The sequence below is a fragment of the Acetobacter sp. P1H12_c genome (assembly GCF_018811975.1).
GTDB lineage: Bacteria > Pseudomonadota > Alphaproteobacteria > Acetobacterales > Acetobacteraceae > Acetobacter > Acetobacter persici.
Window position 1 is genome coordinate 1 of the sequence record NZ_JACRVR010000071.1, and the last position, 4,669, is coordinate 4,669.

General features: G+C 50.4%; 8 protein-coding genes. 4 read left to right on the plus strand and 4 right to left on the minus strand.

The genetic code is table 11. The annotated features are described in order from the left end of the window. The coding region (locus tag KP699_RS15890; protein WP_215763304.1) for a hypothetical protein at window positions 1-308 on the plus strand (308 nt) is incomplete at its 5' end. A 225-nt stretch (window positions 309-533) separates the two neighbouring features. Here the strand turns inward: KP699_RS15890 and KP699_RS15895 are convergent. Both KP699_RS15895 and KP699_RS15900 read right to left on the minus strand, forming a co-directional pair. Then, entirely contained in the window at window positions 534-863 is a 330-nt protein-coding gene (locus KP699_RS15895; RefSeq protein WP_014106739.1) for a DNA-binding transcriptional regulator, read from the minus strand. Further along, the gene (locus tag KP699_RS15900; RefSeq protein ID WP_040133529.1) at window positions 851-1,129 is read right to left on the minus strand and encodes a BrnT family toxin; all 279 of its coding nucleotides are present in this window, start codon (window positions 1,127-1,129) and stop codon (window positions 851-853) included. The genes KP699_RS15895 and KP699_RS15900 overlap by 13 nt, the downstream gene beginning before the upstream one ends. Window positions 1,130-1,234: 105 nt before the next feature. Between KP699_RS15900 and KP699_RS15905 the strand changes: the two genes are divergently transcribed. After that, window positions 1,235-2,182, plus strand: a complete 948-nt coding sequence (locus tag KP699_RS15905) for a site-specific integrase (RefSeq protein WP_215763305.1) — start codon at window positions 1,235-1,237, stop codon at window positions 2,180-2,182. Here KP699_RS15905 and KP699_RS15910 read toward each other — a convergent pair. Next, window positions 2,158-2,445, minus strand: a complete 288-nt coding sequence (locus KP699_RS15910; RefSeq protein WP_252347147.1) for a HigA family addiction module antitoxin — start codon at window positions 2,443-2,445, stop codon at window positions 2,158-2,160. The two genes, KP699_RS15905 and KP699_RS15910, sit on opposite strands and share 25 nt — an antisense overlap. A 118-nt stretch (window positions 2,446-2,563) precedes the next feature. On the opposite strand from KP699_RS15910, the gene KP699_RS15915 reads away from it, so the two are divergent. Further along, the gene (locus KP699_RS15915) at window positions 2,564-2,920 is read left to right on the plus strand and encodes a hypothetical protein (protein WP_215763307.1); all 357 of its coding nucleotides are present in this window, start codon (window positions 2,564-2,566) and stop codon (window positions 2,918-2,920) included. Between the two features lie 445 nt (window positions 2,921-3,365). On the opposite strand, the gene KP699_RS15920 is transcribed toward KP699_RS15915, so the two are convergent. Further along, a complete protein-coding gene (locus KP699_RS15920; RefSeq protein ID WP_252347148.1) occupies window positions 3,366-3,878 on the minus strand; it encodes a helix-turn-helix domain-containing protein in 513 nt (170 codons plus the stop codon). A gap of 310 nt (window positions 3,879-4,188) precedes the next feature. On the opposite strand from KP699_RS15920, the gene KP699_RS15925 reads away from it, so the two are divergent. After that, window positions 4,189-4,669: hypothetical protein (locus tag KP699_RS15925; RefSeq protein ID WP_215763308.1), on the plus strand; the 481-nt coding region annotated here is incomplete at its 3' end.

Consider the following 4,669-nt stretch of genomic DNA (forward strand, 5'->3'; position numbering starts at 1 on the left):
TAAATTTTGATTCAAAAGAAAATAGAAAAGATGAAAAAACATACTATTCAAGAGATGAAAATCATAAGAAATCAATTTCTGAACTTATAAACATTGCTTTTTTATTTGAAAGATCTATTGTTATTCACAAAAAAATACATGATTCAAAAATATTTATTGCAATTCCAGCACGATTTGACCTTTATATATACTATAGACTTTTATTTAAATCTTATATGTGCTATGAAAAAAGACAGTTAAACGTAGAGTTAATTCACATAAAAGCAGATAGGGAAGCGGACAATGTCCCAGTCTACGCAATTCGCTAACAACAATATCGACTTTAAGAAAATCATGTCTGACAAAGTCGAGAAAGCCATTCTTTCAGAAAAAGCCATGTCTCTAGCAACAAAAAAAACAGTTTATACTTTCACTGCTTCCTAAACTTCACATTCTGACTTCCTCGAACACGCATTCCCGGAAGCCAGAAACACTCTCTATCATGAGCAATGACGGTACCGTCATTGCTCATGATCCCACTCTCTGAGACTCGATCAGGCCACCATCGCCCGCCGCACTGCGTCGGGTTCACGCCACAAGACACGCAGAAGCGTCCGCACCGCCGGGTCAAGGCTCACACGGCCCTGTTCCCAGTTGCGCCATGTCGCCACCGGCACACCGGCCAGAGCGGCAATGTCTGTCTGGGTCAGCTTCAACTGGCGGCGCACGGTCGCAGGCGACGGATAGGCTGGCCCCGGCAGATCGCTTTGTGTCCCATCTTCGCGAGCCTGCTGGTCAATCTCTGCGGCCGTCGTCGCCTGAACGCGCGCCCGATCGACCCGGCCGCCACGCCGTTTGATGTCTGCCAATGTCAGTTTTGCCATTTGATCCACTCCTTCCGGTGCATCTTCCGGGCCGAGATGATGCGCAGACACGTCCCGCGCACCGTATAAACGACCATAAACGGGATCCCCTCGATCAAGCCTGCGGCCCGGATACGGGGTTCTCCGTACTCCTTGCGGTCGTCCGGTTTCTGAAGAACAGGCCCCAGAAAAATCTGGGCCGCATATTCGAAATCGAACCCCCGCTCTTCAAAGCAGGCATCGCTTTTCGCGTCGTCCCATTCAAACTCAATCTCAGGCCCTGTCATGCTCCTTTATATACGCTAATAGCGTAGTTTCGCAAGGTATGTCAGCCTGTGCCAATCGCTCATGCTAGACCCTAGGGCCCCCGTGCCGTTCGGAGAGACCCTACCATGCTTCTGACACCGCGCTGTTCTGACCCAACCCTCTCTGAAGCCGACCGGGAACGGATCACCAGCTATCTTCTGGCGTCTCTGTCTCCGGCGACCCGCGCCGCCTACGCCACCGACTGGCAGAGTTTTACGGTATGGTGTGCAGAACATGACGTGCTTGCCCTCCAGGCAACACCGGCTCAGATCGCCTCCTGGCTCTCCTCTCTGGCTGAGGCTGGCCGTAAGGCGTCTGGGATTGCCAGAGCACGCGCCGCCCTGTCGCATGCCTTTCAGGGACAGGAGCACAACCCAGTCAAAGCCCCCGGCGTAGAGCGTGTCATGGCCGGTATTCGCCGCACCCTTGGGACAGCCCCCACACGCAAGCAGGCTGCCACGGCTGAAATTGTGCGCGACATGCTGGCCCACTGCCCCTCCTCCCTGAGCGGTCAGAGAGATAAGGCGCTTCTGGCGCTCGGCTTTGCCGGAGCTTTGCGACGCAGCGAGCTGGTGGCGCTGACGACAGATGATCTGCTGTTTCAGGAACGCGGACTACTGGTCACCATACGGCGCAGCAAAACTGATCAGGACGGCAGCGGGCAGACCATCGGCATCCCAAATGGAAGGCGTCTCCGTCCGGTGGACGCTGTGCGCTCATGGCTTGCCGCATCCGGGATCACACAGGGACCGGTATTCCGCAGCATTACCCGGCACGGGCATCTCAGTACGCAGCCTCTCTCAGACCGGTCTGTCGCCACTATCGTCAAGACATACGCCCACGCTGCCGGATATGATTCGAGGGGGTTTTCCGGCCACTCCCTGCGCGCCGGATTTGTGACCTCTGGCGCACAGACGGGGCAAGACGCCCTTGCTCTGGCTCGTGTGACACGCCACAAAAATCTCTCTGTCCTGCAAACCTACGTCCGGGACGATGCCCCTTTCCTGAATCATCCCGGCGAGGCGTTCCTGTAAGAACCCGAAGGCGGATGGGAGCGCCCACCGTACGCGGCCTGCAAGCGGCTCCAGAACGCGGCACCATTCCCGAAAACGGCTCCCAGTCGCAGGGCAAGCTCCGGCGTAACCGGAGTTCTCTCAGCCAAAAGGTCTAAAAGGTCGGCCTCGGACAGAGCGAGACGGGCGGCAAGATCTGTCACGCTTTGTCCCATAGCCGGAAGCAGGTCTTCCCGCAGGAGCGCTCCCGGATGCGTTGGTGTTCGATCAGAGTGTCTGGCCATAACCTGTTCCTTCTTGCCTCTCCCTCTGTCTGACTTGTCTGACGCATCTGTCAGACATGACAGACATAACGCGGGCATGCTTCACTTCTGCCAGACAAGTCAGACAGAGGAGTCAGACATGACAGACGACCCTAAACCATGGTCTATCCGGGGCGTTCATCCCGAGGTGCGGAATGCCGCTCTGGCCGCCGCCAAAAGAGAGGGGGTCACGATTGGCGAGTGGTTAGACAGAGCCATTCGGTCTCACGTTAAAAATGGCAGAAACCCAACAGAAAACCTGTCAGACGCTCCTGTCAAACAGATGCCAGACTTGTCTGACGCAGAACGCCTCGTCAGCATGATTGCCCAGCTTTCGGAAGCCGGTGCACCGGTCCCGAAATCCGTCTCCAGCAAAGCCTATGCTCTGATCCGGGACAGCCTCAAAGGAGTGCAGCAACAACACAGGGCGGCCCTGCCCTCTCCTGAGCAGGATTGATGGATTTACCAGATTTTGAGGTCAGGCAGTCAAAGCGTACATCTTCTTTCTGAGGATGCACCGCAAGACAGGACACCGTTAAGCACTACAGGTGCGCATAAGGTTTATGTGAAGTAGTCACGCCGTTAGCGTGGGCCTACTTCACCTGTCCTGCCCAACTTTTACAAGATATTTTGACGCCATAAACGGTTATAGCCGAGCGTAAAACTCGGTTATTTTTTGCAAATCATGGTTATATTTTTTTGTCATTCTTGGTTATTTTTTAGCAGGGCTGATTTGGATCATCCAAAAAAATAGAGAGTGAAATTTTAGCCGCTAAAATTTTCTGAAAAATTTGATCCTCTCTTTTGCTCTGTCTGTCCCATTGGATAGACAAACCTTTCCCATTGCTCCCTGTTTCCTGAGCCTTTGGATCGTCTCGTTTGCTTGGTGTGAGAGGGAAGTATCAGGTCTTTCCCCTATATCCCGCCTCTTGAGGTGTCTGCCCGCTTTGCATACGGGTCAGAATCTCCAGCCACTCGTCTTTCGTATGCCGCGGATAGGGTTGATTTATATCTTTGGAATAGATTTCCGCTGTAAAAATGTCAGTCTGAAGAAAGCGCTGTTTCCTGCGGGCCAGAGCCTCTCGTAACTGCTGCGCATAGTGTCGGACTGCAACCTTGGCCTGCTCTAGTGGCTTCAGCACCAGTCGATACAGATTGGAGCCACTCACCATACGGCCCTGACGCTTCACCCGACGCCGGGTGCGCTCCACAAGACCAAGGAGGTAGGCTTTCTCAAGGCTGCGGATGACTGTGCGGGCTGAGCAACCTGCACGCGCGGCTATGGCTTCATGACTGGGAAAGAGACCATGCGGCCCCTCAAAAGAAGCAAGCGCCTGTAAGACCAGATGGGTCTTACCGGAAATCATCCGGCTCTGGGTAAGTGTCCAAAGTTGGGAGGAAAACGTCTGAGACAAAGCCGAGCCCTTTCTAAATTATGGGCGAGGCTTCCTTCTTTCCTGCGATATTAGGCTTGAAAGCCACTTAGGCTATGCCTACTATATCGCATCGGACGCTTGAGTGTGTTGTCGCACCTCTTGCATCAAGTCCACCTCGCCGGGAAGCGAGATTTTTTAAAGGGGATGCCTTGCAGGGCGTCCCCTTTTTCATACTACCTTGGCTATTTGCAATCATATTGTCTAGCAAGGATTATAACTACCATACCTACTATGCTGGTAGCTCCCTTGTTATCAGCACTATATTGCCCTCTTAGGTTGGTCGTGACAAATGTCTCACAACCAAAAACCAAAATTAGATTTGATAGACGCCACAGTTATGATTCAATTTAAAGATTTTCTAGTTTCTGAAGAAATTGATCAATATGAAGGTATATTTAAAATTACTTTTTACATGGGTGAATATGAATATTATATATATATAGAAGAGTCTAAGACTCCTGAAAAATTCGATCTTCCAGACGAATGTAGTAAAATAGAAAAAATTGATAAATTTTATTACTTAAATTTTGATTCAAAAGAAAATAGAAAAGATGAAAAAACATACTATTCAAGAGATGAAAATCATAAGAAATCAATTTCTGAACTTATAAACATTGCTTTTTTATTTGAAAGATCTATTGTTATTCACAAAAAAATACATGATTCAAAAATATTTATTGCAATTCCAGCACGATTTGACCTTTATATATACTATAGACTTTTATTTAAATCTTATATGTGCTATGAAAAAAGACAGTTAAACGTAGAGT

Excerpts from the sequence above, each read along its gene's own strand:
- KP699_RS15895 (WP_014106739.1), bottom strand. The coding sequence starts at position 863 with ATGGCAAAACTGACATTGGCAGACATCAAACGGCGTGGCGGCCGGGTC.
- KP699_RS15900 (WP_040133529.1), bottom strand. The coding sequence starts at position 1,129 with ATGACAGGGCCTGAGATTGAGTTTGAATGGGACGACGCGAAAAGCGAT.
- KP699_RS15905 (WP_215763305.1), top strand. The coding sequence starts at position 1,235 with ATGCTTCTGACACCGCGCTGTTCTGACCCAACCCTCTCTGAAGCCGAC.
- KP699_RS15910 (WP_252347147.1), bottom strand. The coding sequence starts at position 2,445 with ATGGCCAGACACTCTGATCGAACACCAACGCATCCGGGAGCGCTCCTG.
- KP699_RS15915 (WP_215763307.1), top strand. The coding sequence starts at position 2,564 with ATGACAGACGACCCTAAACCATGGTCTATCCGGGGCGTTCATCCCGAG.